Below are 26,064 nucleotides of genomic sequence, written 5' to 3' on the forward strand. Positions count from 1 at the left end.
CTTTGTCTTGCATTAGTGCATTTTTATATCAACATTTCGTTATGATCGCCACTGAAGTCTCCGCCTTTGGAGAAATTCTCTTATATATCATCGGCTCGGTACTTTTCGTACTGCTGACCTATTTCGGCTCCTGGCTTTTTCGTCCGCATCGTCCTAATGAGGAGAAAAATACCACTTACGAGTCCGGAGAAGATACCGTAGGCACCGCCTGGGGCCAGTTCAATATGCGCTTTTATATTGTCGCATTGCTGTTTATTCTCTTTGAAGTAGAAATTATCTTTTTATTTCCATGGGCCACGGTCTTTGGTGATGCACAATTGATCGCAGAAACCGACGGCATGTGGGGCTGGTTTGCCATCGTGGAGATGTTCCTCTTTATCTTTATTTTGGTATTGGGACTGGCTTACGCCTGGGGCAAGGGATTCCTGAATTGGGATAAGCCGGAGGTGATTCCGCCCAAAGTGGATACCAAAGTGCCGGATCAGTTGTATGATGCGGTGAATAATCGTTATTAAACCACCCTCAAAACTTTTACAATGGGATTATTGGATCAGGAATTTACCAAGGGTGGCGTGATTGTGACCAAGGTAGATGATTTATTGAATTGGGCGCGTCTTTCGTCCCTGTGGCCGATGGGCTTCGGACTGGCCTGCTGTGCGATTGAAATGATGGGGGCCTATGCTTCCAATTATGATTTGGACCGGCTGGGCGTTTTTCCAAGAGGAACACCACGGCAGTCTGATGTGATGATTGTAGCCGGCACGGTAACTTTCAAAATGGCGGACCGGATCCGCAGATTGTATGAGCAAATGGCAGAACCCCGCTATGTGATTTCTATGGGCTCCTGCTCCAACTGTGGAGGTCCTTATTGGGATCATGGCTATCATGTGGTGAAAGGCGTGGATCGCATTATCCCGGTAGACGTTTATGTGCCGGGTTGTCCGCCAAGACCGGAGGCACTGATCGGTGGCTTTTTGAAGTTGCAGGAAAAAATCAGACAGGAAAGCCTGATGGCTCCGACTGCTGTAGAGGAATTATTAAAAGAAATGTAGTCCCTGAATTGGTCAATCATGAATTTTGAAGAAATCGTCAATCGTATTACCGCCCGATTCGGGGAGGAAATGATCCTTTCGCAGGAATTGCAGGATCACCCCCACTCCATTACGGTAACCTCAGAAAATATTCATCCGCTTTGTGCTTTCCTGAAAGATGAGGAGGAATTGTATTTTGATCAGCTTTCCTGCCTTTCCGGAACAGATGATGGACCCAAAGCCGGCACGCTGGGTGTGGTGTATAACCTGTACTCTATTCCGTACAATCACCATTTGATGATCAAGGTGAAATTGCCGAGGAATGAGGAGAATGTAAAGGCGCCGGAGATTGCCACCGTTTCAGACTTATGGAAAACAGCAGACTGGCATGAAAGAGAGGCTTTTGACCTGTATGGAATTCATTTCAGTGATCATCCGGATTTGAGGAGAATTCTCCTTCCTGCCGACTGGGAGGGACATCCGATGCGCAAGGATTATGAGGCGCAGGAGTATTATCATGGCATAAAAGTGAAGTATTAATTTTCCGACAGCAAGACGATGGCGAATAAGATTCAATACCAATATGATCCCCAACACCTGAATATTTCCGAGCCGGCGAAATACGGCGAAGGGGATTTGAAGCATCAGGAGATGATCATCAATATCGGTCCACAGCACCCTTCCACACACGGCGTTTTGCGTTTGGAAGTAGTCACCGATGGGGAGATTATCGTGGATGTGGTACCGCATTTGGGCTATTTGCACCGCTGTTTTGAAAAGCATGCGGAGGCTTTGATGTATAATCAGATCATCCCTTATGTGGATCGGATGGATTATATGACGGCCATGAATAATGAGCACATTTACTGCATGGGCGTGGAGAAAATGCTGGGCATTACCGACCAAATTCCGAAGCGTACGGAGTATATCCGGGTTTTGGTGTCGGAATTGAACAGGATTGCTTCCCACTTTGTGGCGCTGGGCACTTATGGTCTGGATATCGGTGCGACAACGCCCTTCCTTTGGATGATGCGCGATCGGGAGCATATTCTGAGATTGTTGGAATGGGTGTGTGGTGCGCGTATGCTGTACAATTACATTTGGGTTGGTGGTTTGTATTATGACCTTCCGGTAGGATTTGAAAAACAGTGTAAAGCCTTTATCGATTATCTGAAACCCAAATTGGTGGAGACGGATAAGCTGTTGATTGAGAATAAAATTTATGTGGAGCGTACCGCCAATGTGGGGGTATTGCCGAGAGATCTGGCCATTAATTATGGCATTACCGGTCCGATGCTACGGGCTTCCGGATTGAAATATGACCTTCGCCGGGTAGATGCCTATTCGGTTTATCCGGAACTGGAATTTGATATTCCGGTGGGCAACGGTGAAATGGGTACCACCGGAGATTGCTGGGATCGTTCCTGGGTGCGTGCGCAGGAATGTAAAGAATCCGTAAAGATCATTGAGCAATGCCTGGAACGCCTTCAGGGCGATTATAAACGGGATAAGGAATTTGATCCGCAAGCCATTGTACCCAAAAGGATACGACCAAAAGCGCAAAGCATGTACTTCCGCGGGGAGAGTCCTAAGGGAGAATTGGGATTCTATTTTGAAGCAGACGGCCGTGCCGATAAACCATTGCGTTGCAAGGCAAGATCTGCCTCCTTTGTGAATTTATCTATTTTGCCCGCTTTGTCAAAAGGCACGATGTTGGCCGACTTGATTGCGATTATGGGCTCTATTGATGTGGTATTGGGAGAAGTGGATCGCTAAGCTTAACCATAATGGTGCACCATCCCCCCTGTAAAGCTAATCAGGAAAGCTGATTTCAGTATGTTGTAGCAGTTTCCCTGATTTTTAATCCGACTTATTTACCGCTAGTTTTAGAAATCATCACAAAATCATGTCTGTCAATTGGTTGTGATTGGGTCTGCTAAATTTTTGGTAGCCCAATTTTGGGTAGGCTTGCTTTTTACTTATTCATCTGCTTCGTTGGAAAAAACTCGAAATAGGAAAAATCCCTTTATTTTTTCCGACTAGCAGCTAAACGAGGATTTAAGCACGAATAATCCGGGTTAAATAGCCCAAATTCGGATGAGCTTGCAAGCACCCCATTTCTCCACTTCCCTGAAAAATAATCGAAGCATGGAAGTCTTCCCTAATTTGTTCTGCTTTGCATCTCAACAACGATTTAACCCGAATTATTCACCGCTAAATTAAGTAATTCATATTAAATAGCTTACTGTCAACTCAATAGGTTTATTTCTGCTGATTTTTTTATAGCCCAAATTTGGGCAAGCTTGCTTTCTCCTCATTCATTTGCTTCGTTGGAAAAAACTCGAAATAGGAGACTATTCCTTCATTTTTCCCGCCTTGCAGCTAAAAGAGGATTGAAGCATGAGTAATCCGGGTTAAGCATGCAAAATTCGGTTTAAGAGTAAACCACCGCATAGTTAAAAATGGAGCCTTCCTGACAGGGATCCGGACATTCCAATCGAATGGATTTGGTATGGAAATAGGCCTCACAAGGATCCGGTTGGAATCCGGGATGATTGACATAAGTTTTTAGCACCAGCTGATGTCCCAGGAAATCGTAAATTTTCAGGTCCAATGCATTAAACTGGAAAAACTGACTGGCCATAGCGATAGGATTAACCATTTCCGCTTTTATTTTACCCACATTAACATCTGCCCATGGCGTATCCGGACAATGGTAGGCCAAAGCTTTTTGGACTTTTAATTCGACTTTGACATGATCTATTTGCTGCAAAGCATCATATGCAAGGCTGAATACGATGGCCAGGGCAAAGGAAAATTTCAATAGGAGCTGAGTGAACCGTTGCATGCTAAATCGTTTGATGTTAACCTAATATACAATGCAGAGGGTTGATGCTCAACTATTTAACAGTATTTAACTTTTTGATAACGTGCTGATGGTCTGTGGATTATCTTCTGGTGGCCGTCCCGGGGAAATTGTGGAAGCGTGACTCATCTGAAGGATTTCTTCCGGAAACCCATGTTTTTGAAGGATAAAAGGAACAATCTGATGGTTGCCGGTCTTTCCGGAAAGCTTGTAGTTAAAAATCAGGCTGCCTTCCCGTATTTCAAAGCCCATACATAAATGCCGGAAAGCATCATTCAGTGCATTTTCCAGTTCCAGGTCGTGGGTGGAAATGATAATTTTATGTTGTTGATCGGCAAGGTAGTTTAATACAGCTGCGCCGTAATGGATGCGATCATTGGTATTGGTTCCCTTAAAGAGTTCATCCAGCAGAATAAGCTTATGAGCGGCCGGGTGCTCAAGAATATGCTTCAGGCTTTCCACTTCTTCATTGAAATAACTGGAACTCCTGACAAGGCTGTCGTTGATGGACATGGAGGAAAAAACCGCTAAGGGATAATGATGGAAAGTTTTGGCAAAAGCGATTCCAAGATTATTGGAAAGGAGCATATTTACCCCCATGGTCCTGATCAGGGTGCTTTTTCCCGTCATATTTGCTCCGGAAAGCATCATGTTTTGCGTGATGGTCAGGGAATTTGGAACACAATCTTTTACTAGTGGGTGACGGATTTCCTCCGCATAGATAGCCTTATCAGAAATAATCCGGCTTTCAGTTATTCCCGTTTTTGTTTTTAAGTAAGCAAGGCATAAGGCGGTGTCTGAGAAGCCGGTTAGCTCGAACAACGACAACAAGGTGCTTTTGTGCTGCCGAATTTGAGCATTGGATACTGCAGCCAGATTGACCTCAATCAACAAGGCAATATTAAGAAGTTCTTTCAGGTACCAAAAGAGGATGGTCAGTTCATTTTCTATTGATAGCGGGCCAAAGGCAAGGGGAATGGTGCTGATTCGATTTATTTTTTTTAAATCCAGCTTCATTATAAAGCGCTGTAGCTCCGGATTATTTCTTGTTTTTTGATGAAAGCGGCTTAAAAGCCGGAGGGTGTTCAAGGCTGAGGTGAGGCCGGTAAAGAATGATTTTCCTGAAAGGTGGATCAGGAGGTTGATTATAAATATCGGGACAAGGAGTAGCCAAAATGTGGGGAGGTAGAATCCTGAAATCAGGCAGGTCAGAAAAGCAAAAGAGGAAATAAAGGCATAATTGAAATACCATGGAGTGTGAGCAGGGCAATAGTGGAGGTATTTTAAAAAAGCCGCTACCTTCACCTTTCTCAGACCCCAAAGGGCTTCCAGGAGTTCATTTCTTGCCATGGTATTTTCTTGAAGAAATCGGGCGTAATGGGTTAAGCCGTCCTTTTGCTCATATTGAAATTGCTTACAGATGTGATATAAATAATTACTTCCAGCCTCTGTGAGGCAATGGTTGATGTGGGGAATGACCGCTTCATAATTCAGGTCTTGTTGCGTTTGCGCTGAAATGCAGGAATGGGGATCTCCAAAATACCGGTCATACAGGCGGAAGTCATGAGGATTGGGCTTGACCTTGTCTAAATTTTTGAAATCTGTTTTTAAAGCGGAGAGTTCGGTTTTTGATTTTTTGTTGGTCAGGAAATGGAAAATGGCGAGACTGCCTGTAATGAGCAGTAATAAAAAAAGGAACGTCATAGGGGATTAACTTCCGGAGTCAATAGGTTAAAGAAAAATGGGCCAATGGATTAAGGCTGGTCTGTCCGGTGAGGTTTTTATTTACTCCGTAATTTCCACAGATGTTTTTTCCCGGGCGCCGGAGAAACCTTTCATAAAATCTTCTTTAGCCTCCCGAATGTCGGTGTGAGAAAAATAACCGACCGCCATTCCCATGAAAAACAGGATGGCCAATAGAGGAAAAGGTTTGCTTATTTTTCTACCCTTGATCATAATATTGATATTTTAAATAAGATTAATTATGTAATTTACACCATTGAATGTCTTTATGCAATCAGTGGTACATATATATCAAAAATGTTGTGCTATATTCCTATGAGAAGATTATCTCTGCTTTTTTCAGTATTTATACTTTTTGCCTGTGCGCCTCAGGACGCGAGGCATGCAAATAAACAGCGGAATGAGTCATCTGCTGAAAAGATTCCGATTCGACTGACCATTGATCCTGAGCAGTTGGTGGAAGTATTATCCCATGACCTTAACAAGGATGGAAATCCGGATAGTATATACCTTTTAGAACCTCCAATCGGGGATCCGGGATATTCAATAAAATCCTTTTTAGCATTAATGCCGATACCGTGTCTTTTCAAGGGGAAACAGCATGGGATACGATCTTCTGGACAGCGAAAAATAATGAAATCAGCTCTGATAAACTGTTTTTGACCAGAAGTGAAGAAGTTAACTACCTCCTGCTTTCAGGAACACAGTACAGTTGTTGCCCTGTTCAGACCACTATTTTTGCCTTGACCGATAAGCTTCCAAAGATTGTTTTTGATCAAGAATTTCAAGTCTCATCCATAGAGGATTTGGATGGAAATGGTACTTTGGAGATCATTGGATCATCTTCTTTTGTGCAGGCCTTTCAAGAGATCGACTCGATTGATGCTGAATTGGGTACCTATTCACCTTTCAAAGTATATGAAATGGTGGAGGGCAAGGTCTTGCTGGATTATGGAAAGTCAAAGCGTTATAATCAGGAAAATTATCTATTTGCCGGTTATGATTACTCTGAAGATCTTCCGGTTGTTTACTATCGGGATGGACGAAAACCGCATCTTTTGGATACCCTTGACCTTTACGAATGCAACATAGACTATTGTTTGCAGTTGAATCAATCACTAGATGCCCCTACAGCAGAATATGTCTTGGACTTTCTATTAACCTTTGATGACCGTTGTAACAATAATATTGAATTTTCTGAATTCAGCGCTACACTCCTCCTTCAACTACTGACCAAACAGCCCGCCCTTCTTCTTGAGGTTTGGGATCAGCATAAAGCAATTTTGGATCATCAATCATTAATAGCTGAAATTCAATCCCCATTAATTGACCTTGATTATGAAGAGTTGGATCGAAATTGGTCAGAAGTCCCTCCATCTGACCTAAAAGCAGAAATGACTAAATTAATTGAAGCAGCAAAAAAAACAGATTTTTAATATCTTATGCTCGGAGGTTAAATTTTGAAATAGCTAGTCATCTTATTGGTTTCTCTTTCCGGAAAGACAAAAAATAACGCCAACCCTCAAATCAAGGATTGGCGTTTGATATAGAAATATATTTTTCTCTATCCGATTCTTTCACCGGATGCTGTCACTAAAAATTTCTTTTGGAACATAATGATCAGTGCGACCCCAATAAAGATGGCAGAATCTGCCACATTGAAAATCGGCCAAAAAGCCATGTATTTTCCACCCCAAAGCGGCAACCAGTCGGGCATATAGCCTTCCCAGATATCGAAGTAGAACATGTCGATGACTTGTCCGTGGAACCATGGGCTGGGAGCATTATATGGGGCATTATCCAGCAACACACCATAGAATATACTGTCGACTAAATTACCGATAGCACCACCCAGAATTAATCCAATACAAACTAATAAACCGGTATGTGCTCCTTTTTTGGCTAAATGAACCAAATACCAGCCTATTCCAAACATCGCAACAAGGCGGAAGGAGGTCAGGATTAATTTTCCATAATCAGAACCCAGCTGCATACCGAAGGCCATGCCGGGATTCAGGGTATAGTGTAGCTTGAACCAGTCTCCAAAAACTTGAATCTGACCCGCCGATCCCAATGGCATATTGAAATGAACCGCCATTTTCACGATCTGGTCCAGAATGATTACGGCCAGCGCAATCAGGAAATATTTTCCGTATTTCATTGTAGAAATCTATTTAAAAAACCAGGCAGGTGCCTTGATTCAAAAAATCATTACTAAGCGTATGTTTAAAAGCACACCATCCGGCTGCAAATTCGAATTATTGGAAGCGATTTTGGATAATTTCTCAACAATAGCGATGCTGTTCTCTCAAAAAAATCGGGTACTGCTTCTGTAATAATCAAATTTTCGCTGTTAAACATGCTCTAAAACCGAAACGAATTAGCAAAAAAATAAAGAGGATACCAGCAAAGTATCCTCTTTTGTTTTTTATTTCGACACTTTCAAAGTTACCGTCAGGCCATCGATATCCAATGGCGTGCCGTCTGAAAGGGTTGCTACCAATTCCAAAGCCGTAGCTTGTGTTTCGGTAGTGATATAATCTCTGTTTGAAGCAACTGCTTTTGCTATGGTTTCCTCCTCCAGGATAGCAATCTGAATTTTATCCTGAATCTCCAAGCCCATATCCTTACGGATATTTTGAACACGGTTTACTAAATCACGCGCCAGGCCTTCTTCTTTCAATTCATCGGTTAAGTTGATGTCCAAAGCCACCGTCAAGGCGCCTTCGTTGGCTACCAACCAGCCTGGAATATCCTGAGAAGTGATCAACACATCTTCCAGGGTCAAAGTAATATCTCCGCCTTCCAAAGCTAAAACGTACTGGCCGTCTGCTTCGATTTTGGTGATATCCTCCTGTTGGAAGCCACCAATTGCCTTGGCGATATCCTTCATTCTCGGACCATATGCCTTACCCAAAGTCTTGAAGTTAGGCTTGATGTTTTTCACCAAAATACCGGAAGTATCGTCGATGACTTCTACTTCTTTCACGTTCACCTCATTCTTGATGATGTCTTCCACCGCCACAACATGTGCCTTGAAAGTATCATCCAATGCCGGGATCATCACGCGCTGCAATGGCTGACGTACCTTGATTTTCTCTTTCTTACGAAGGGAGTGTACCAAAGAAGAAGCCGATTGCGCCAAGGCCATTTTAGCTTCCAGATCTGCATCGATATGTGCTTCGTCGGCAGTCGGGAAGTTGGTTAAGTGAACAGATTCCGCAGTGCCTTCCATGCCTGTCGTCAGGTTTTGGAAAAGCGTATCCATATAGAATGGAGCGAAAGCTGCACTCAATTGTGCCACTGTCAACAAACACTCGTGTAAGGTTTGGTAAGCAGCTTTTTTGTCTTCATTGAATTCCCCTTTCCAGAAACGTTTACGGTTCAGACGAACGTACCAGTTCGAAAGATCATCGTTGACGAAATCCTGAATCGCACGTGCGGCACGCGTAGGCTCGTAAGCCTCCAGGTTTTCATCTACCAATTTGATCAAAGAGTTCAAACGGGAAATGATCCAACGATCCGACTCCGTACGGTTTTCTACCGCAACGATATCCAGACCGTAAGTGAAGCCATCCAAATTCGCATATAGCGCGAAGAAGTTGTAAGTATTCTGAAGGGTACCGAAAAGCTTACGTTTTACTTCCGTAACGCCATCCGGATCGAATTTCAAGTTATCCCATGGGTTCGCGTTGGAGATCATGTACCAACGTACCGCATCAGGTCCGTGCAGGTCGATGATTTCAAATGGATTAATACCGTTGCCCAAACGCTTGGACATCTTGTTTCCATTTTTATCCAATACCAGGCCGTTGGCAATCACGTTTTTGAAAGCCACCTTGTCGTACAACATGGTGCTCAAAGCGTGCAGGGTAAAGAACCAACCACGTGTTTGGTCAACACCTTCCGCAATAAAGTCAGCGGTATATTTAGCCTCAGCAGCATTTACTTCATCCGCTAATGCGCCCCATTGCGCGTATGGCATCGCACCGGAATCAAACCAAACGTCGATCAGGTCCGGCTCACGGAACATTTGCTTACCGGAAGCAGAAACCAATACCACATCATCCACATATGGACGGTGTAGATCGAAATCTTCAGCAAGCGATTCGGTCATGAATCCGGCAGCTTTCGATTTTTCTACTTCCGCCGCCAATTCTGCAATGGAACCGATGCAGATTTCTTCCTCTCCGTCTTCTGTTCTCCAGATAGGAAGTGGCGTACCCCAGTAACGGGAACGGGAAAGGTTCCAGTCTACCAAGTTCTCCAACCAGTTACCGAAACGACCGGATCCGGTAGAGCCCGGCTTCCAGTTAATGGTTTTGTTCAAAGCCACCAATTGATCCTTGTATTCGGTGGTTTTGATGAACCAGGAATCCAATGGATAATACAATACAGGCTTGTCTGTTCTCCAGCAATGTGGGTAGCTGTGCTCGTATTTTTCTACTTTAAATGCTCTGTTTTCCTCTTTTAATTTGATGGAAATCAAAACATCCACATTCTTATAGTCTTTGGCAGAAGTTACCGACTCGTCTTCATAATCCGCTTTCACGAACTGACCGCCAAACTCGCCCATTTCTTTCACGAAACGACCGGTCTTGTCTACTAGTGGTAACTCATTTCCTTTTTCATCCAAAATGGTGATTGCAGGTACACCCGCCTGGAAAGCGACGCGTTGGTCATCCGCACCAAAAGTTGGCGCAATGTGAACGATACCGGTACCATCTTCAGTGGTTACGAAGTCCCCTTCGATGATGTGGAAAGCTTTCTCCGCATTTTTCACCGGCTGAACGTAAGGCATCAATTGCTCATAAGCCTGCCCTACCAATTCACTTCCTTTGTACTCGCCTACTACTTCGAAAGGAATATTCTTGTCTCCTTCGTTGTAGTCTTCAATTTTCAATTCGGCATTTTTAGCATTGAAGTAGGCGTTGAAACGGTTCTTCGCCAAAATCACGAAAATCTCCTTGAAAGTGTAAGGGTTGAAAGTACGCACCTTCACATAGTCGATGTTCTTTCCAACCGCCAAAGCCGCATTGGAAGAAAGCGTCCATGGAGTTGTCGTCCAGGCCAGGAAGAATTCATTCTCCGAACCCTTCAATTTGAACTGGGCGGTGATCGAGGTGTCTTTTACATCACGGTAAGTCCCTGGCTGGTTCAATTCGTGAGAAGACAATCCGGTACCTGCCGCCGGAGAGTAAGGCTGGATGGTGTATCCTTTATAAAGCAAACCTTTGTCATAAAGCTTTTTCAACAAGCTCCAAAGCGTCTGCATGTATTTGCGGTCAAAGGTGATGTACGGATCATCCAAATCCACCCAATAACCCATTTTTTCAGTCAGCTCATCCCATTGATCCTTGAATTTCATTACCGACTCACGGCAACGCTGATTGTATTCCTCAACGGTGATGGACTTCCCGATATCTTCTTTCGTAATGCCTAATTCTTTTTCTACCTGAAGCTCTACGGGCAATCCGTGCGTATCCCATCCCCCTTTACGCTTCACCTGGAAGCCTTTCAGGGTTTTGTATCTACAGAAAATATCTTTCACCGTACGGGCCATCACGTGGTGAATTCCCGGAGTTCCGTTTGCTGAAGGAGGACCCTCAAAAAACACGAATTCAGGAGCTCCCTCGCGCAATTTCACAGAACTGTCGAAAGTAGCTTTATCTTTCCATTCTTGAAGTACATCGCGCCCTACTTGAGCGAAATCTACCTGTTTATATTCTTTATACTGCATTGATCTATATTGGCATTAGAATTAGGCGCAAAAAACAGCTTGGGAAAGTCCAAAGCAGACCTTCCCAAAAAAGTTCCGCTAAGTTAAGCAATAGAATTTAAAATGATAAATTTGAGAAGTTTAGCTTACTAAAAAATCTATTTTGATTCCTGAAAAAAAAATCAGATTTTCATTTTCAAGTCAGAGGGTCAAATAAATGACCTAACAGCGAGTCGCTACGCCTCAACAGTCCAACCAACCCAATTATGAGTATTCCCCTGAGCCAATCCCATTTTGGGACCGCCTTTTTTATGCCTGAAGCCAGCAGTGATGTGGCCCGATATGAGCGCATCATGAAGTTTTCCTGTTTATTGGCCGGGCTTATTCACTTATTTTTTCTATTACTATTTCGGTACTTCGGAGCGGTGGAAATGGCGGCACTGAATCTGTATTTTAGTATTCCGTTGTATCTGTTGGCCTTTTTGGCGGCTCATTTCAGGAAGTTCAATCTGGTGGCCCTGCTGAATTTTGGCGAATTGATTGTGCATGCCGTTGTGGCCACTTTCTACCTGGGGCTTTACACCGGCTTCCATATTTACCTGCTGCTACCCGTAATTTTAAGCTTTATATTTTATAAATACCCGATCGTGGAAAGGGTGTTGATCAGCGTCTTCTTCTCGCTGGCATATTTTGGTTTTTACATCTGGACCTCTGGCCGTTATTCGGACTCTCCCCTGCCCTCATGGCTGGGGCACGCTTTTTTCCTGTTTAATTTATCCGTATTTGTCGGCTTCACTTCATTGATGATTTTTTTGTTCGTGAAAGAAGCTTTTCGAATGGAGCAAAAGATACTGGACGCCAACGAGGAACTGACCCTTCAAAAACAGGAGATTGGGGAGCAGCGCAATGCTTTAATGAGGCAGAAGGAAGAACTGGAATATCAAAGAGACCGGGTGAATGAAAGCATTCAATATGCGCAGCAGCTACAAAAAGCGGTGATTCCCTCTCCGGAGATCCTGAGCCCTTATGTAGAAGATTATTTTTTACTGGAGCGTCCCTGCAATGTGGTGAGCGGAGATTTTTTCTGGCTCAAGGTGGTGGAAGGAAAACTGATGTTGTTATTGGCAGATTGTACGGGGCATGGAGTGCCCGGGGCCTTTATGAGTATGCTGGCCATTGGTCTGATGGAAAACGTGGCCAAAGATTTCGGTGCGGCAGATCCTGCTCTTTTGATGGACGAATTACGCCGGAGAATGAAGGCAGCCCTGGGAAAAGGCGAACAGCTGGATTTGGGGCAAGAGGGTATGGATGGGGCGATTTTGATATTTGACCCTGAGCGTTATGAGTTGGAATACAGCGGGGCTTATAATCCAGTGTGGGTAATTGGTCAACAGGGCCTACAAATAATCAAGGGCAGCCGGCAACCTGTGGGGGCTCATGTGGTGGAGATCCCCTTTGTAAGCCATACCGTTAAGTTGAACAAGGGAGATGCTGTTTACCTTTTTACGGATGGATTTTGCGATCAGGTGAATGGGAAAAGTGGGGAGAAAATGAAATTGAAGAGATTCAAATCTGAACTTATGAAATATTCGGGCCTTCCCATGGAGGGCCAATCCAAAGCCCTGGAAACTTTTTTTAATGACTGGCAACAGGGGGGTGAGCAGGTGGATGATTTTATGGTGTTCGGTTTTCGGGTATAAAAAAAGGCAATCCGGAAAGACTGCCTTTTTTTATGAGGTTTACTCCTCTCCCTCTTTCTTTATTTTGATGGAGGAAATATTGATTTCTTCGTCGTCATGTTCATGGTAAAACTCTACATCATCAATCAGGAGATGTTCATCCGCCTTACTTCTCTTTCCATTATCAAACACCATTAATAATGCCGGAAGGATGATCAGGTTAGTACTCATGGCAATCAGAAGCGTCATGGAAGTTAAGAGCCCCAAGGCCTGCGTACCACCAAATTCTGAAAATCCGAAGATGATAAATCCGAAGAATAATACGATGGAGGTATAAATCATACTCGCACCCACTTCATGAATGGATCTGCTGATGGCTTTAGGAACAAAGAAATTATCTTCATAAAGATCCTGTCGGTATTTGGCCAGATAGTGAATGGAGTCATCCACAGAAATACCAAAGGCAATGCTGAACACCAAAGCGGTACTCGGCTTCAGAGCTACGCCCACAAATCCCATGATGCCGGCGGTTACCAATAGCGGAATCATATTCGGGATCAACGAGATCAGGATGATGCGGAAGCGTCCGAACAAAATGGCCATAATGATGGAAATAATCACAAAAGCCAAAAGCATGGAGGACTTCAGATTGTCAATCAGGAAGCTGTTTCCCTTCACAAATAAGAGCGTGGTACCAGTTGGCGTGACCGTTACTTTGCTGCTTCCACCAAAAATTTCTTCTACTTGTGGTTTTACCACCTCCTCTACCAGATCATGTAATTCGTGCGATCCGATATCGGCTACCTTGAAAGAGATGCGCATCTTGCGACCGTCTTCCGTCACGAAGCTGTTCAGAAATCCGGAGTTATCGTCCTGTCCCTGCAGATAGCGCAGGATAAAATTCTTATCTCTTTTGGGTAAATCGTAATAATCCGGATTGCCATTATAATAGGATTGCCGGGCCATTTTGATAAATTCCACAATGGAAATCGGGCTGGAAATATTCGGGTTCTGCTCCAGTACACGCTCGAGCTTATCCACTTTTTTCCAGATGGATTCTTTCATTACGCCCTTTTTCTTTCCGGTGTCCACCACAATTTCCAGCGGCATGATTCCGGCAAAGTTTTTCTCCAGCCAAAGCAAATCCTGCTTTACTTCACTGTGATCCGGCACATCATCCACCATAAAAGAAACCGCCTTGATTTTGTACAAACCGATCACAGAAACCACAATGATAGCAGCAGCCCCTACCAATACGGAATAGCGGTGGCGGTGCACCATCAGGTCAATGCCATTGAGGATTTTATTCAGCCCTTTTTTATTCAAATGGCCTAACCTCTTCAATTCCGGCTTGGGTAAATAGCTGAATACTGCCGGAATGAAAATGATGCTCACAAAGAAAGTGGCGATAATATTGATACCTGCTACGGTACCGAATTCTTTCAGAATTTTGATATCAGTAAAAGCCAACACACCGAAGCCGACTGCGGTGGTGAAGTTGGTCAGGAAGGTTACCACACCAATTTTACTGATTACTGAAGTTAAGGCCTTGTATTTATCTCCCGTTTTCAGGATTTCCTGATGGTATTTATTCAACAGGTAAATACTGTTCGGAATTCCTATGACCACGATAATGGGCGGAATGACACCCGTCAGAATCGTGATTTTATAACCCAGTATACCCAGCGTTCCGGCACACCAGATCACGATTACCCCGATCATGATCAACGGGAAGAGTACCGCATCCCAGGAACGGAAGAAGTAAAGCATAATGAGTCCGGTGACCAGCACCGAAAGGATCAGGAACATCACCATTTCCTTCTGCACCATGCGGGCATTTTCCGTTCGCACGAATGGCAATCCGGCATAATGCAGCTTGATGTCCGTGGCTTCGCTGAACTGATCACAGGCCATGCGGATGTCATCCATCAACTGAAAGCGCTTTTTGGAATTCAGGATGTCCTTATTAATGGAAAGGAGCAGCAGGTTGGCGCCATTATCCATATTGATCATCTGCCCGGTGTATAATTGCTGATTGCCTACAATCCCTAGCAGGCTGTCCAGATCGTGTTGATTGTCTGGAAATTGCTCAAAAATGGATTTCGCTTCAAATTTCGTGAGCTCAGTATTCTTCACCAGATGCACCATTCGGGGGATGGACATCACCTCATTGACGCCCCGAATTTTGTTCAGCTCCTCACCCAGGTACTTCAGTCGGCGGAAATTTTCCAGCTCATAAACAGCGCTGTCTTTCATTCCAATGGCAAGCAAGTTACCATCTTCCCCGAAGTCTTCTCTGAAATTTAAAAAAGTAATCATTTCCGAATCGGTCTTCGGAACGGTGCTACCAAATTCGTAGCTCATCTCAATATCTTTCCCCTGATAATACATGAATACCGTGATAACCCCGATGATCATGATCAGGGCCAGTCGGTACCTAAGTACAAATTGGGCGAATTGATTCCACATTGTGCAATTATATTTTTTTGGTATTATTTCTTAGATCAGCTGCTTTCCCTTAGAGACTTTGACCAAAGGATCATGCTGAAGTGGGGCAAATTTAAGGATTTTTAATTCGCTTTTCCGATCGTGATACCGATGATTTGTGGTAAAGTTCAGATAATAATCAAAGCATCGATATTTAATATTGAGCTTAAAATATTGATTTTTATTGTATTTTTTGACCGTTGTACAATTAGGTGGTATCCGATTGGAGGGTAGGATAAACAATCTTTTATTGTTCAAGAAGGAGGTGCAATGGTAAATGGAATTTGATAACTAATTCTTACGAGCTAGCTTCATTACCACCATGGGTTTTATTAAAATAAGATTTGAATGTTATTAAAATAATTATTAACATAGTTTTTCCGTTAATATAAAAAGCTTTCTTATGGCAATGAAAAAGACTATTATCTGCTTTCTGCTTTCTGTTTTCTGCTTTCAGCATGTGACAGTGATCAAGAAGCAGCAATAAAAGAAGAGGTATTTGACCATTCAGAACTTTCCTTTAAGTCTGAAAAAGTCAATATTTCATACCCTGGTCTGATAACAGGTATTGAAAAGTTCAAAGAAGGGCAGTTGCAATTAAATGGTTTGTTTCAATTCAAAATTGAAGCACACGATGTCCTTATCAATGGAATAACCATAAACCTTGATAATGCTGTAGTTTTATTTCAAAAATTAGGACCCTATCACTATAAGCTTTCCTTGAACGACAAATTTTCCTTAACAGTAAATAATGTTACAGAAGAGCAAACGTTTTCCGTAGATGGTGTAATTGAGAATAATCTATCTGATTTAGAAATGAAAAACGGGTTAATGTATGTTGCATTGACTGGAATTCTAGATGATGTGCTGTATAATTTCCCACCATTATCTCCTATTCAAAATTTAAAGGTTAAATGCGGTGATTATTACGGTCATACGATTGGTTGGGGCGCGACTAAATCTGAATCGATGCATCACGAAAAGTGTGTCAGGGACGGTGCTTGTACAACAATTGAGAAATATAAATGCTCATTCATTGGAACGGATACAAGTTGTTTTACCGGAAGTTTGGGCTGTGTTACTATTTCCACGTTTTTATGTAATGATTGTTAATTATGTTTATTACATCTCAACAAATAGGGTTAATTCTACTGATCTATCTTGTTTTATACCTTGTTCTCGCTATTTCTATCCTAAGAGACAATTACTTGGGGAGTGGCTTGAAGTTTTTAAAAATGTGCATAATTACCTTTATCCCGATACTGGGATTAATAATTGTTAGTGTTGATCTCCTAATCTCAATCTTCAGAAAAAAAGAGATGACGGGATAAAGATTTGCAAACATTATTACATTCTGGGCTAGTACAATGACAAGCCATATCGTGGTGGGTTATTTTTAGCTCAATCTTTAAAAATGATCTAAATATTCATTTTATCTTTTTAGTACCCCTATTTGGGGTCTTATGAAGCTTGTGTTATTAAAAAGTTATTGTTATTTTAAAATAAGCTTCTATTATTTTTAGAAAGATGGATTTTTTACCAATTCAAGTCAAGCGGTTGTTTCTGGTTATTCTAATGCCGCTTTCCCTTTGGTGTCTGAATGAAATGTTTGTTCAGGGAATGAAATGGGAAGGGGTATTAAGCGGAACCGGATTCATCCTTATGCTATTGCTGCTGCAATTTTTTGCGCGCTCCATAACCGAGGAGGGGACGCAGCAAAGACAGACGATGATCAAGAAAAACGTAGATTAGCTTACCCAATCAAAGATATTTATTACCAACGCTAACCTATCTACGAAAAAAAAGGCAGTGATGAATTTTCACTGCCTTTTTCTTATGGTTGATATTTTCTTAGAATTCCGCCGTACCAGGAGTACGTGGGAATGGAATGACGTCGCGAATGTTGGTCATGCCCGTTACGAACAAGATCAAACGCTCAAATCCAAGACCGAATCCGGCATGAGGAGCCGTTCCGAATTTACGGGTATCCAGGTACCACCAAACGTGCTCTTCCGGAATGCCCATGGCTTTCACTTTCTCTACCAATACCTCATAACGTTCCTCACGCTGAGAACCTCCAACGATCTCGCCAATACCCGGGAACAAAATGTCCATGGCGGCAACGGTTTTCTCGTCTTCGTTCAAACGCATGTAGAAGGCCTTGATTTTGGCCGGGTAGTCTGTTAAAATTACCGGCTTTTTGAAGTGCTTCTCTACCAAGAAACGCTCATGCTCGGATTGCAAATCAGCACCCCACTCTTCAATTTTATATTGGAAACGACCTTTCTTGTTTGGCTTAGAGTTTTTCAGGATATCAATCGCCTCTGTATAAGTCAGGCGTTGGAAATCGTTGTTGGCCACAAACTCTAATCTTTCAATCAGATTCAATTCGTTTTTCTTATCTGCAGGAAGGTTTTTCTCCTCCTGTAGCGCGCGCTCCTTCAGGAATTCCAAATCTTCACGGCAGTTGTCTAATGCGTATTTCGCCAGGAATTTCAGGAATTCCTCAGCCAAATCCATATTGTCTTCCAGGTCGGCGAAAGCCACCTCCGGCTCAATCATCCAGAATTCCGCCAGGTGACGAGTGGTATTAGAATTTTCCGCACGGAATGTCGGACCGAAAGTATAAACTTCCCCTAGTGCCATAGCGCCTAATTCAGCCTCGAGCTGACCGGATACTGTCAGGTTGGTTTCCTTACCGAAAAAATCCTGCTTGAAGTCAATATTGCCTTCCTCATCTTTTGGAGGGTTGGCCAAATCCATGGTGGTAACGCGGAACATCTCCCCTGCTCCCTCGGCATCTGAACCGGTGATGATTGGAGTGTGTACGTTCACAAATCCTTTATCATGAAAGAATTTATGGACGGCGAAAATCATGGCATGGCGCACACGCATTATCGCACCGAAAGTATTGGAGCGAGGGCGCAGGTGGGCAATCTCTCTTAAAAACTCCAGGCTATGGCGCTTAGGCTGTAATGGATAAGTCTCCGGATCAGCCTCCCCTAACACTTCAATGGTCTCGGCATTAAGCTCTACTTTCTGTCCGGCACCTTGTGAAGCGACTAATTGACCCTCAGCGGAAATACAGGCACCGGTAGTGATGCGCTTCAAAATATCTTCCGAAATATTATTAGGATCAGCAACAATCTGAAGGTTAGCAAGACATGATCCATCGTTTAAGGCAATGAAGGATACATTTTTATTCCCCCTTTTGGTTCTTACCCAGCCTTTTACGCGAACATTTACATCTACCTGCTCTCCTGTGAGCAGGGCTTTAATTTTTGTCCTTTTTGATTCTGCCACTTTACACAAAGTTTTTAGTTCTAAAACAGCCGATGCATTTCAATTGCATCTAATTAGGCAAAGGAAATACTTTCAAAACTTATTCACAATCTTCCACCTAGTATTTTGGTACTGGAAATCAATTTGTCCTTTTCTAAGGTGTTTTTTGCGCAATAGATAGATTAAAATTATCTGTAATTTATTACATGGGTACTTTTTTTTAGGAGGAAAAAGAAATTTGAAAGGTATGTACTGAGTGTTAGATATTTATCGTATTTTGTTCAGGGTGGAAATGAAAAATCGGCCCAACAAAAACCTATCCAAATTATAGGAAATAGCTGAAAATTTGGTCGATTGAATAACTTTTAAGGGTTTTTATCGGTATTATTAATGTCTTTTATCAAGAAGAGATTAGAATCGGACATGATTTTGTTTAAATTCCGAAAAATTATCAAAGATTTGCTCGCACTAACAAAAATCTTGCCTTATTTTAGGTTACAGAAGTAAAAATCACAAAAGCCCATGCAAAAATTAGGACTTACTCAAACGTTATCGCAGAAGCTTTCCCCGCAGCAGATACAGTTTATCAAACTGTTGCAGGTACCGACAGCTGAGTTGGAAGCACGTGTGGAGGAAGAGCTGGAGGCTAATCCGGCCCTGGAAGAAGGACGTGATGATGCGGAAGATCCCTATGCGCAACAGGATGATTTTGAAGCTTCAGAAGGTTCTGATGAATATATGGACAATGAAATTAGTGTAGAGGAGTACCTGCATGATGATTTCAGTGGTTATAAAATGTACGGCGATGGTAGCGGTGATGAAGAGGAAAAGGATATTCCGATTTCTTCCATGACCACCCTGCAGGAGCAGCTCAAAGACCAACTGAGCTTTCTTCCTCTTAATGATCATCAAAAGTTATTGGGAGAGCAGCTGATTGGTAGTATTGAGAATGACGGTTATATCCGTCGTGATCTGGAAATGATCGTGAATGACCTGGCTTTTTCCCGAAATATTGAGACTAATCTGGAGGAATTGGAATCGGTATTGGTGCAGATCCAACAATTTGATCCGGCCGGTATTGCGGCCCGTGATCTGCAGGAATGTTTGCTGCTGCAGCTGAAGCGTCGTCAGGATCCGGATGAAGCAACGGAAGATGCGATCCGCATCATGGAGGAATGTTTTAATGATTTTACCAAAAAGCATTATGAGAAAATCATGCGTCGTCTGAATATTAAAGAGGAGGATCGCCTAAGGGATGCTTTTGAAACCATTGTTAGACTAAACCCCAAACCGGGCGGGATTACGGAAGGTCTGGTGAAAAATCAATATTTAATTCCGGACTTTATCCTGACCAATGATAATGGCAAGTTGGATTTGAGTCTGAATTCCAAAAATGCTCCTGACCTGAAAGTCAGTCGTTCTTATGCGGAAATGATGGACGCTTATGATAAGAGTGACAAAAAGGATAAGAATTTGCGGGATACGGTCATGTTTGTGAAGCAAAAGCTGGATGCGGCCAAATGGTTTATTGACGCCATTCGTCAGCGTCAGGAAACCTTGCTCAATACCATGGGATGTATTTTGGTGCATCAGAATGAATTTTTCCTTACCGGAGATGAGGCCAAGTTGAGGCCAATGATTCTGAAAGATATTGCTGATAAAATTGAAATGGATATTTCGACCGTTTCTCGTGTAGCGAATAGTAAAGCGATTCAGACGGAATTCGGGATTTTTCCTTTGAAATATTTCTTCTCAGAAGGGATCACCACTGACACCGGAGAGGATGTTTCCAGTCGGGAAGTGAAGCATGTATTGAAAGGCCTGATTGATGAGGAAGATAAGAAAAAGCCGCTTTCAGATGATAAACTGGAGAAATTGCTCAAAGATAAAGGCTACAAAATTGCCCGCCGGACTGTCGCCAAATACCGGGAGCAACTCAATATTCCCGTAGCACGATTAAGAAAACAGATTTAATAGCAGGCCCAATTCAATTGGGCTTTGTATTTTTGAGACAGTAGGATTTAGTCCGTGTATTTTTAGATATTATATTTTTAAGCCAAATTCTCCCAAATTGTCTTTACCAGTAGAACAGCAGGCCATCAATCAAACGTCAAAATTTTCCGTGAACCGTACCCTCGCACACATAATATCTGTATTGTCGCATCCTTTATTGATGTGTACCTATTTTAGTGCAATAGTGGTTTACCTTTTTCCTTTCCTGGTGGAGTTACCACCTCAGGCATTAAATCTGAAATTTGTGGGGGTGATGTTTTTGATAACCTCAGCACTTCCCTTGTCCTCTTTACTAATTATGGCGGTTAGTCGGAAGTTGGTAAAGTCTTTGAAAATGGAAAGCCGAGAGGAGCGGATTTTACCTTTTTTCTTTGTGTCTTTTTTTTACGGGCTAACGGCCTATATGCTTCATGAACAATGGGGATTGACGGGCCCATTTTGGAAGGCGGTAGTCATCATGACTTTTTTAATTTTCCTTCTTTCCTGCATAACCCTTTTCTATAAAATCAGTGTACACAGTGCTGGCTGGGGTGGGTTGTTAGGCTTTGTGCTGGCATTCCAGTTGAGCCAACCCGTGGAAGGCGTAATGGAACTGATGGCTTTAATTACCCTTTTTTCAGGACTTACGATGAGTGCTCGTTTGTATTTAAATGCCCACAAGCCCGATGAGGTTTATTGGGGATGGCTATTAGGCATGGTCGTTTGTTTTGGCGGAGCCAGTTTTTTTATGTAATCAGGCGATAGTCTCTCCGATCAGATTATTCAGATTAGCATAAAAGCGGTGTCGATTTTCGTCTTTGCTGCTGAGCCTTTGGAAAATGTCAATCGACTGAAGCAATTGTAGCACTGGCTTCTTTCCATAATAAATAGCTTCAATGGCGGCATGCTGCAGTTTATTGGTTTCGATTAAATCCGGAAGTAGATTCATATTGCCCCACAGGTCTCCCGCCAGCTTTTCAAATGTTCCCGCATCTCCTGTTACTTCGGAAGGCATGGCCCATTGCACACTATTTTGTTCGGCCAATGTTTTAAGAATATCAAAGACTGCGGATTGATTGTCTTTTTGAAGGAAGACTTCCTGATCCAGTAATATATTCAGCTGCTTTCCCTCCTCTTCCATTAAATATGCCACATATCGTTCTGGGCTGACCTGCTGAAGCAGGGAGGCTGCCCGATAGTTCAGTTGTTGCGTTATTCCGGCATTGCCGGCAATAATTTCCAGATCAGATCCCTCCGCCGGATGCATTTGGTTATAAGGAAATCCAAATCCCCAGGTGATGATGTTTCGAATATTCCGCTTTTCTAATGCTGGATATAAGGAAGGGTGAAATAATAAAGCGGGTCCGCAATAAGTCTCCACATTCGAATCGAAGCATGCTTTTATCTGTTTTTGATGCAGCTGAATTTGTTCCTCCAGCTGATCATCGTTTAGGAGGTAAGACAATCCATTATAGTAAGTCGCACAGGAAAAGCCAATATTGCCCCTTTGTTTCAACACTCGCAATTTCTCCAGCATTTCCGGATAAAAACGTTCCAGACTTTGTAATAGCGAGGCAGAAAACTGGAGCATACAGAAGAAATCAGAATGTTGGCTGGTGATTTCCTGAATCTGATCCAGCCAGGGTCCTCCAATACGGTGAACCCATTCCAATGTATCCGCCTCCATTTTTTCCTGATCCAAAAGTACCTGTGGATTTGGCGCAAAAAAATGACTTTTCCTCAGGCTTAAGTCCTGGTGAAACTGCCAGTGGAGGAATATGCGTTTGCTATTTTTCATGGTACCAAAGCCTCTTCTTCTAAATGCGTATTGGTTGGGGACTCTCCTGCTGCCATTAAAGTGTTTTCAGAAGTTTGAGCCGCTACGATCTGTTGGTAAATTTTCTTGATCTTATAAGCCGAAGTTCCCCAGGTGGCATTTTTTAAATCCATATAGGCGGCTTCTTTTTGCGCTGCTCTGTGATAATCATCCTTGAGCAAGGCAATAATTTCCTGCGCCATTCGTCTGGATTGCTTGATGCCAACTTTTGGTGCGGAGCGTAAGACCTCCCCGGCTCCTGCTCGGTTAGTCAGAATGACAGGAATACCCAGCATTGCAGCTTCCAGGGCCGTCAGGCCAAAGGGTTCCGAATTAGAAGTGAGACAATAAACATCTGCCATGGCAAAGATTTCCTGCACTTGCTCATGTGGCATATAGCCGGTGAAATGGCATTTCCCGATCAGGGTTGGGGATGCCGCTCTTTCAATGACCCGTGCATACTGATCCCCATCGCCCACCACCACAAATCGGCAATCGGGGCAATGCTCCAGCACTTTCTCCGCGACTTCCACAAACATTTCCGGATTCTTCTGCTGGGTGAGCCTGCCGGCAAACATGACCAACGGATTCGGGAAAGGTTTGGCTTTTCGCTCTACCTGATGCCAACTGATGCCATTATGCACATGGGTGATTTTGCGTACATCGCAGTCATATTCCTGAATGAGCTTACCTGCGGTATATCGACTGACCGGGATAATGCGGTCAGCAGTTTTCATCATTTCCCGCTCTATATGGGTGATGTAATCTTCCTGGGTCAGGCCACTCCGGTCATATTGCAGGGAATGGACATGCGCCACCAAAGGTTTACCGGTGATCGCCTTCAGGGCCATGGCTGCTGGGAAGGTCATCCAGTCATGGGCATGGATAATGTCAAAATCAAATTCATCCGCCATCACCTTCACATATTCGGCATAGGCTTTTACCTTATGAATAAGATTATCTCCATAAACAGGCCCCACTTTAAAGACATTAGGGATATCCGGGAAAACTTCCTGACTGACCGGTAAAGGAATTAATTTTTCCACAGTGGTCGGTGTGGCCGGAATTTGTTTTTTGTATTGTATCTCCCGATAGGTCGTCACTGGTCGAAAGCCGTGAACAGCTTCTTCGTAAGTTTGTGGTACGGAGGTTTTGATGTCGCTGTAAGGGTCCAGGTTGACATCAATATAGCGCGTTTTTTTTACGAATTCCGTGTAAGCTTCATGCCCTTTTTCCTCCAGAATTTCGTTGATCTCCACCTCATCCATGCCATAGGTGGTGACTTGTTCAATGCGGTAGGCCTGATCTGCCCGGGGGAGAATCAGGCTGATATCCACGAGTCTGCTGAGGGCTTTACATAATTCCAGAGAGGCAATTCCTAGTCCTCCGTTCAGAAGGGGAGGGAACTCCCAGCCCAGCATGAGTATTTTTTGATTTGGCATGATATGGGTGAAAAAATTATGAAATGCTGAACCCGGATTATTCATGTTTAAACCCTCCTTTGGCTGCATGGCGGAAAAAGGAAGGAATTTTTCCTGTTCCAAATTTTTCCAAGAGAGCAGATGAAGGTGGAGAAAGCGAGCTTGCCTAAATCGGGGCTATGAACAAATCAGCAGTTATAGCATTATTGATTTGAAAATAAACTGTTTAAGACGAGTCGGTTAATTTGGCGATGAATAATTCGGATTAACTACCAGGGCAGTTTGTTATAAGCAAGTAAAGGAATTCCCCCGAATAATAAATAAAAATCAGTTGTAATTTTTATTATGATTATTAGTTGTTATTGTAATTTTCCTTAATGCGCAAAACCTCCTCCAAAAGCGCAGGTTCACGCTCCAGGCTGTTTCCCATCACAATTAAGTCGGCCCCCGCTGCCCAGGCCCAGGCCGCTTTGTCAGCGGTGTTGATTCCGCCTCCGACGATCAGAGGAATGTCCAATACGTCTTTCACTTGTCGGATGGTTTGGCTACTTACCGCTTCTAAGGCCCCGCTCCCTGCTTCCAGGTAAATGAGTTTCATTCCCAAAAATTGGCCGGCCAGGGCAGTATTGGCAATAAGCGTAGGTTCATCAGCAGGAAGGGGTACGGTCTGACTTACTGCTGCCACCGAAGTGATTTTTCCTCCATCTATCAGAATATAGCCAGTGGGAATACTCTCCAGTCCCCATTTTTTGAGTTGGGGGGCAGCTTTGATGTGATGTCCTATCAAAAATTCCGGATTTCTTCCCGAAATCAGAGAAAGGAACAGTAAGGCATCGGCCTTTTGAGAAATTTGGTTGGAATGGCCCGGAAATAAGAGTACCGGAATATGGGTATGTTCTTTTATTACATTGACGGCCTTTTCCGTATAACCTTCCGGAACTCGGCTACCGCCCACGAATATGAAATCAACCCCTGATTCCTGACATTTTTCTAGCAGAGGCGTTAAGCTTTCATGGTCATGGGCTTTATCAGGGTCAATTAAAACCGCCAGCATTTTTTTTGCGGAGGTTTGCTTTTTTACAATGGTTGGGTAAATATGATTCATGCTATTCTTCCCCCATTTTTCCGGAGAGTTCATTTTGCATTTTTTGTTTCGCTAAGCTTACCAGGAAGTAAACGAGATTTTCAGCCAGGGACTTTTTGATGGTATTGCCCAGGTCTTTATCTCCTTTTGATGCTTCCACTGTTGGTGCTGCAGGAGCTGCTGCTGCCATGGGTGCGCTATGAGAGGTGTTTTTCTTTTTCGAACCACTGATCCAGCTGATGACTTTCAGTCCAATGTATCCACCCAAAATACCAAGAGAGGTCTTAGTTACCTTTTTACCCATATTGACCGTATCGTTCTTAATGCCAATCAGGTCATTGGTTAAGGCAGTAAGCTGTTCATTATTTTGCTTCTTAAGCTCCAGCTTACGGGCTTTGAATTTGCTTTTTACATCATTCATTGGTTTCCTCCTCCATGGTTTCCATTATTTCATAGAACCAGTTCATAATGGTATTAATTATTTTTGCTCTGAGAGCCGCGATCAGCACAATGATCAACAAATAAAAACCGGCAATGATTACAAAGCCCAGATAAACGCTATTGAGTACAGCATTGAGAAAATACCCCAGCGCTATGGTGGCAAATAGAAAGAATAAGCCGAATAGGAAAATGAGCACTATAGAAATTAATGCGCGTGAAAGTACCCAGGCCGCTTGTTCCCCCACCTGTAATTTCGCCAGTTCTATTCTGGACTCCACATAGCCGGTGAGGTTACTGACCAGGCTTTCTATATTTGATGTTTCTTTTTTCATATGATCATCTCAACTCAACAGGGCCGCTTCGGGGAGTGCCTGTTGATTATTGGCGGTATTGCTTTACGAATTTAGAGGAATATCTGAAAAATATTATTTCACACCCTCAAATTATAAAAATAGAAGGTAGAGAAGTAAGAATTTAATAAAAAATAAAGGGCTTTTCGTACA

At 43.1% G+C, this 26,064-nt stretch carries 22 protein-coding genes; 10 read left to right on the plus strand and 12 right to left on the minus strand.

From position 1 onward, the window contains the following. Positions 1-41 precede the first annotated feature (41 nt). From NG22_RS14885 to NG22_RS14900, 4 genes are read left to right on the plus strand one after another with little or no spacing between them, the layout of a single operon-like run. Positions 42-515, plus strand: a complete 474-nt coding sequence (locus NG22_RS14885; RefSeq protein ID WP_053406452.1) for an NADH-quinone oxidoreductase subunit A — start codon at positions 42-44, stop codon at positions 513-515. A 21-nt stretch (positions 516-536) separates the two neighbouring features. Beyond that, the gene (gene nuoB, locus NG22_RS14890) at positions 537-1,052 is read left to right on the plus strand and encodes an NADH-quinone oxidoreductase subunit NuoB (RefSeq protein ID WP_053406453.1); all 516 of its coding nucleotides are present in this window, start codon (positions 537-539) and stop codon (positions 1,050-1,052) included. 18 nt (positions 1,053-1,070) lie between these two features. Then, complete coding sequence (locus NG22_RS14895) at positions 1,071-1,571, plus strand: NADH-quinone oxidoreductase subunit C (RefSeq protein WP_053406454.1); 501 nt, start codon at positions 1,071-1,073, stop codon at positions 1,569-1,571. 18 nt (positions 1,572-1,589) lie between these two features. Beyond that, positions 1,590-2,807 carry an NADH-quinone oxidoreductase subunit D gene (locus NG22_RS14900; RefSeq protein ID WP_053406455.1) on the plus strand — a complete coding sequence of 406 codons (1,218 nt, stop codon included), beginning with the start codon at positions 1,590-1,592 and terminating at the stop codon, positions 2,805-2,807. A gap of 658 nt (positions 2,808-3,465) precedes the next feature. Here NG22_RS14900 and NG22_RS14905 read toward each other — a convergent pair. The 3 genes from NG22_RS14905 to NG22_RS17865 form a co-directional block, all read right to left on the minus strand. Further along, positions 3,466-3,879, minus strand: coding sequence for a hypothetical protein (locus tag NG22_RS14905; protein WP_053406456.1), 414 nt, complete (start codon positions 3,877-3,879; stop codon positions 3,466-3,468). A 66-nt stretch (positions 3,880-3,945) separates the two neighbouring features. After that, positions 3,946-5,601, minus strand: coding sequence for a hypothetical protein (locus NG22_RS14910; protein ID WP_053406457.1), 1,656 nt, complete (start codon positions 5,599-5,601; stop codon positions 3,946-3,948). Positions 5,602-5,682: 81 nt separating this feature from the next. Next, the gene (locus NG22_RS17865; RefSeq protein ID WP_157601127.1) at positions 5,683-5,853 is read right to left on the minus strand and encodes a hypothetical protein; all 171 of its coding nucleotides are present in this window, start codon (positions 5,851-5,853) and stop codon (positions 5,683-5,685) included. 365 nt (positions 5,854-6,218) lie between these two features. Here NG22_RS17865 and NG22_RS14915 point away from each other — a divergent pair, with 365 nt between their 5' ends. Further along, the gene (locus tag NG22_RS14915) at positions 6,219-7,076 is read left to right on the plus strand and encodes a hypothetical protein (RefSeq protein ID WP_053406458.1); all 858 of its coding nucleotides are present in this window, start codon (positions 6,219-6,221) and stop codon (positions 7,074-7,076) included. Between the two features lie 128 nt (positions 7,077-7,204). Here the strand turns inward: NG22_RS14915 and NG22_RS14920 are convergent, their stop codons facing one another. Together NG22_RS14920 and ileS are read right to left on the minus strand one after the other, a co-directional pair. Next, entirely contained in the window at positions 7,205-7,801 is a 597-nt protein-coding gene (locus NG22_RS14920) for a lipoprotein signal peptidase (RefSeq protein WP_053406459.1), read from the minus strand. 267 nt (positions 7,802-8,068) lie between these two features. Further along, a complete protein-coding gene (gene ileS / locus NG22_RS14925) occupies positions 8,069-11,380 on the minus strand; it encodes an isoleucine--tRNA ligase (RefSeq protein WP_053406460.1) in 3,312 nt (1,103 codons plus the stop codon). Positions 11,381-11,625: 245 nt separating this feature from the next. Here ileS and NG22_RS14930 point away from each other — a divergent pair, with 245 nt between their 5' ends. Then, entirely contained in the window at positions 11,626-13,059 is a 1,434-nt protein-coding gene (locus NG22_RS14930) for a PP2C family protein-serine/threonine phosphatase (protein WP_082305096.1), read from the plus strand. 39 nt (positions 13,060-13,098) lie between these two features. On the opposite strand, the gene NG22_RS14935 is transcribed toward NG22_RS14930, so the two are convergent. Further along, positions 13,099-15,507 carry an RND family transporter gene (locus tag NG22_RS14935; protein ID WP_053406462.1) on the minus strand — a complete coding sequence of 803 codons (2,409 nt, stop codon included), beginning with the start codon at positions 15,505-15,507 and terminating at the stop codon, positions 13,099-13,101. Between the two features lie 609 nt (positions 15,508-16,116). Between NG22_RS14935 and NG22_RS14940 the strand changes: the two genes are divergently transcribed. Together NG22_RS14940 and NG22_RS14950 are read left to right on the plus strand one after the other, a co-directional pair. Beyond that, complete coding sequence (locus NG22_RS14940) at positions 16,117-16,638, plus strand: hypothetical protein (protein WP_157601129.1); 522 nt, start codon at positions 16,117-16,119, stop codon at positions 16,636-16,638. Positions 16,639-17,052: 414 nt separating this feature from the next. After that, entirely contained in the window at positions 17,053-17,277 is a 225-nt protein-coding gene (locus tag NG22_RS14950; RefSeq protein WP_053406465.1) for a hypothetical protein, read from the plus strand. A 99-nt stretch (positions 17,278-17,376) separates the two neighbouring features. Here NG22_RS14950 and asnS read toward each other — a convergent pair whose 3' ends face one another. Beyond that, entirely contained in the window at positions 17,377-18,828 is a 1,452-nt protein-coding gene (gene asnS, locus NG22_RS14955; RefSeq protein WP_053406466.1) for an asparagine--tRNA ligase, read from the minus strand. 501 nt (positions 18,829-19,329) lie between these two features. Between asnS and rpoN the strand changes: the two genes are divergently transcribed. Next, positions 19,330-20,781 carry an RNA polymerase factor sigma-54 gene (rpoN, locus tag NG22_RS14960; protein ID WP_053406467.1) on the plus strand — a complete coding sequence of 484 codons (1,452 nt, stop codon included), beginning with the start codon at positions 19,330-19,332 and terminating at the stop codon, positions 20,779-20,781. A gap of 97 nt (positions 20,782-20,878) precedes the next feature. Then, complete coding sequence (locus NG22_RS14965; protein WP_053406468.1) at positions 20,879-21,553, plus strand: hypothetical protein; 675 nt, start codon at positions 20,879-20,881, stop codon at positions 21,551-21,553. Here NG22_RS14965 and NG22_RS14970 read toward each other — a convergent pair whose 3' ends face one another. The 5 genes from NG22_RS14970 to NG22_RS14990 form a co-directional block, all read right to left on the minus strand. After that, positions 21,554-22,597, minus strand: a complete 1,044-nt coding sequence (locus tag NG22_RS14970; protein ID WP_053406469.1) for a hypothetical protein — start codon at positions 22,595-22,597, stop codon at positions 21,554-21,556. After that, positions 22,594-24,057 (minus strand): glycosyltransferase, encoded by a 1,464-nt coding sequence (locus NG22_RS14975; RefSeq protein ID WP_172674384.1) that lies wholly within the window; start codon positions 24,055-24,057, stop codon positions 22,594-22,596. Before NG22_RS14975 ends, NG22_RS14970 begins: the two co-directional genes overlap by 4 nt. Before the next feature lie 331 nt (positions 24,058-24,388). Further along, positions 24,389-25,141 (minus strand): geranylgeranylglyceryl/heptaprenylglyceryl phosphate synthase, encoded by a 753-nt coding sequence (locus tag NG22_RS14980; protein WP_053406471.1) that lies wholly within the window; start codon positions 25,139-25,141, stop codon positions 24,389-24,391. Between the two features lies 1 nt (position 25,142). Continuing rightward, positions 25,143-25,541, minus strand: a complete 399-nt coding sequence (locus tag NG22_RS14985) for a hypothetical protein (RefSeq protein WP_053406472.1) — start codon at positions 25,539-25,541, stop codon at positions 25,143-25,145. Next, complete coding sequence (locus NG22_RS14990) at positions 25,534-25,893, minus strand: phage holin family protein (RefSeq protein WP_053406473.1); 360 nt, start codon at positions 25,891-25,893, stop codon at positions 25,534-25,536. The genes NG22_RS14985 and NG22_RS14990 overlap by 8 nt, the downstream gene beginning before the upstream one ends. Positions 25,894-26,064 lie beyond the last annotated feature (171 nt).

This window comes from Persicobacter sp. CCB-QB2 (assembly GCF_001274635.1).
Lineage (GTDB): Bacteria > Bacteroidota > Bacteroidia > Cytophagales > Cyclobacteriaceae > Persicobacter > Persicobacter diffluens.

Bases quoted from the DNA above. Each gene is read 5' to 3' on its own strand.
- NG22_RS14885 (WP_053406452.1), top strand. From the start codon at position 42: ATGATCGCCACTGAAGTCTCCGCCTTTGGAGAAATTCTCTTATATATC.
- nuoB (WP_053406453.1), top strand. From the start codon at position 537: ATGGGATTATTGGATCAGGAATTTACCAAGGGTGGCGTGATTGTGACC.
- NG22_RS14895 (WP_053406454.1), top strand. From the start codon at position 1,071: ATGAATTTTGAAGAAATCGTCAATCGTATTACCGCCCGATTCGGGGAG.
- NG22_RS14900 (WP_053406455.1), top strand. From the start codon at position 1,590: ATGGCGAATAAGATTCAATACCAATATGATCCCCAACACCTGAATATT.
- NG22_RS14905 (WP_053406456.1), bottom strand. From the start codon at position 3,879: ATGCAACGGTTCACTCAGCTCCTATTGAAATTTTCCTTTGCCCTGGCC.
- NG22_RS14910 (WP_053406457.1), bottom strand. From the start codon at position 5,601: ATGACGTTCCTTTTTTTATTACTGCTCATTACAGGCAGTCTCGCCATT.
- NG22_RS17865 (WP_157601127.1), bottom strand. From the start codon at position 5,853: ATGATCAAGGGTAGAAAAATAAGCAAACCTTTTCCTCTATTGGCCATC.
- NG22_RS14920 (WP_053406459.1), bottom strand. From the start codon at position 7,801: ATGAAATACGGAAAATATTTCCTGATTGCGCTGGCCGTAATCATTCTG.
- ileS (WP_053406460.1), bottom strand. From the start codon at position 11,380: ATGCAGTATAAAGAATATAAACAGGTAGATTTCGCTCAAGTAGGGCGC.
- NG22_RS14930 (WP_082305096.1), top strand. From the start codon at position 11,626: ATGAGTATTCCCCTGAGCCAATCCCATTTTGGGACCGCCTTTTTTATG.
- NG22_RS14935 (WP_053406462.1), bottom strand. From the start codon at position 15,507: ATGTGGAATCAATTCGCCCAATTTGTACTTAGGTACCGACTGGCCCTG.
- NG22_RS14950 (WP_053406465.1), top strand. From the start codon at position 17,053: ATGGATTTTTTACCAATTCAAGTCAAGCGGTTGTTTCTGGTTATTCTA.
- rpoN (WP_053406467.1), top strand. From the start codon at position 19,330: ATGCAAAAATTAGGACTTACTCAAACGTTATCGCAGAAGCTTTCCCCG.
- NG22_RS14970 (WP_053406469.1), bottom strand. From the start codon at position 22,597: ATGAAAAATAGCAAACGCATATTCCTCCACTGGCAGTTTCACCAGGAC.
- NG22_RS14975 (WP_172674384.1), bottom strand. From the start codon at position 24,057: ATGCCAAATCAAAAAATACTCATGCTGGGCTGGGAGTTCCCTCCCCTT.
- NG22_RS14980 (WP_053406471.1), bottom strand. From the start codon at position 25,141: ATGAATCATATTTACCCAACCATTGTAAAAAAGCAAACCTCCGCAAAA.
- NG22_RS14985 (WP_053406472.1), bottom strand. From the start codon at position 25,541: ATGAATGATGTAAAAAGCAAATTCAAAGCCCGTAAGCTGGAGCTTAAG.
- NG22_RS14990 (WP_053406473.1), bottom strand. From the start codon at position 25,893: ATGAAAAAAGAAACATCAAATATAGAAAGCCTGGTCAGTAACCTCACC.